General features: G+C 51.4%; 1 rRNA gene. It reads left to right on the forward strand.

Features of this window, described 5'->3' with window-relative positions:
* Positions 1 to 2,239, forward strand: a 23S ribosomal RNA gene (locus tag VXQ92_RS15895); the annotation flags it as partial.

A 2,239-nucleotide genomic window follows, 5' to 3' on the forward strand; every position in this document is an offset into this window, starting at 1 on the left:
CGGTGACTGCGTACCTTTTGTATAATGGGTCAGCGACTTATATTCAGTAGCGAGGTTAACCGAATAGGGGAGCCGTAGGGAAACCGAGTCTTAATAGGGCGCATTAGTTGCTGGGTATAGACCCGAAACCAGGTGATCTATCCATGAGCAGGTTGAAGGTTGGGTAACACTAACTGGAGGACCGAACCCACTGTCGTTGAAAAGCCAGGGGATGACTTGTGGATAGGGGTGAAAGGCTAATCAAACTTGGTGATAGCTGGTTCTCCCCGAAAGCTATTTAGGTAGCGCCTCGGACGAATACCATTGGGGGTAGAGCACTGTTTCGGCTAGGGGGTCATCCCGACTTACCAAACCGATGCAAACTCCGAATACCAATGAGTACTATCCGGGAGACAGACTGCGGGTGCTAACGTCCGTAGTCAAGAGGAAAACAATCCAGACCGCCAGCTAAGGCCCCAAAATCATAGTTAAGTGGGAAACGATGTGGGAAGGCATAGACAGCTAGGAGGTTGGCTTAGAAGCAGCCACCCTTTAAAGAAAGCGTAATAGCTCACTAGTCGAGTCGGCCTGCGCGGAAGATGTAACGGGGCTAAAACTATGTGCCGAAGCTGCGGATTTGCAATTTATTGCAAGTGGTAGGGGAGCGTTCTGTAAGCCGATGAAGGTGGATTGAGAAGTCTGCTGGAGGTATCAGAAGTGCGAATGCTGACGTGAGTAACGACAATGCGAGTGAAAAACTCGCACGCTGAAAGACCAAGGGTTCCAGTCCAACGTTAATCGGGGCTGGGTGAGTCGACCCCTAAGGCGAGGCCGAGAGGCGTAGTCGATGGGAAATTGGTTAATATTCCAATACTTCTGTGTAATGCGATGAGAGGACGGAGAAGGTTAAGTCAGCCTGGCGTTGGTTGTCCAGGTGGAAGGCTGTAGGCATGCATCTTAGGCAAATCCGGGGTGCTCTATGCTGAGAGCTGATAGCAAGCTGTACTTGTACAGTGAAGTGGCTGATACCATGCTTCCAGGAAAAGTCTCTAAGCTTCAGTTACACAGGAATCGTACCCGAAACCGACACAGGTGGTCAGGTCGAGTAGACCAAAGCGCTTGAGAGAACTCTGCTGAAGGAACTAGGCAAAATGGTACCGTAACTTCGGGAGAAGGTACGCTGCTTTTGGTGATGGAACTTGCTTCCTGAGCTGAGAGCAGCCACAGAAACCAGGCCCCTGCAACTGTTTATTAAAAACATAGCACTCTGCAAACACGAAAGTGGACGTATAGGGTGTGATGCCTGCCCGGTGCTGGAAGGTTAATTGATGGGGTTAGCGTAAGCGAAGCTCTTGATCGAAGCCCCAGTAAACGGCGGCCGTAACTATAACGGTCCTAAGGTAGCGAAATTCCTTGTCGGGTAAGTTCCGACCTGCACGAATGGCATAATGATGGGGGCGCTGTCTCCAGCAGAGACTCAGTGAAATCGAATTCGCCGTGAAGATGCGGTGTACCCGCGGCTAGACGGAAAGACCCCGTGAACCTTTACTGCAGCTTGACATTGAACTTTGATCTTACTTGTGTAGGATAGGTGGGAGGCTTTGAAGCAGCGACGCTAGTTGCTGTGGAGCCAATCTTGAAATACCACCCTGGTAATATTGAGGTTCTAACTCTGCTCCATGATCTGGAGCGAGGACCATGTCTGGTGGGTAGTTTGACTGGGGCGGTCTCCTCCTAAAGAGTAACGGAGGAGTACGAAGGTGCGCTCAGCGTGGTCGGAAATCACGCGTAGAGTATAAAGGCAAAAGCGCGCTTAACTGCGAGACCCACAAGTCGAGCAGGTACGAAAGTAGGTCTTAGTGATCCGGTGGTTCTGTATGGAAGGGCCATCGCTCAACGGATAAAAGGTACTCTGGGGATAACAGGCTGATACCGCCCAAGAGTTCATATCGACGGCGGTGTTTGGCACCTCGATGTCGGCTCATCTCATCCTGGGGCTGAAGCAGGTCCCAAGGGTATGGCTGTTCGCCATTTAAAGAGGTACGCGAGCTGGGTTTAGAACGTCGTGAGACAGTTCGGTCCCTATCTACCGTGGGCGTTGGAAATTTGAGAGGATCTGCTCCTAGTACGAGAGGACCAGAGTGGACGAACCTCTGGTGTACCGGTTGTGACGCCAGTCGCATCGCCGGGTAGCTATGTTCGGAAGGGATAACCGCTGAAAGCATCTAAGCGGGAAGCCTACCTCAAGATAAGATTTCCC

This window comes from Acinetobacter sp. 228 (assembly GCF_048147885.1).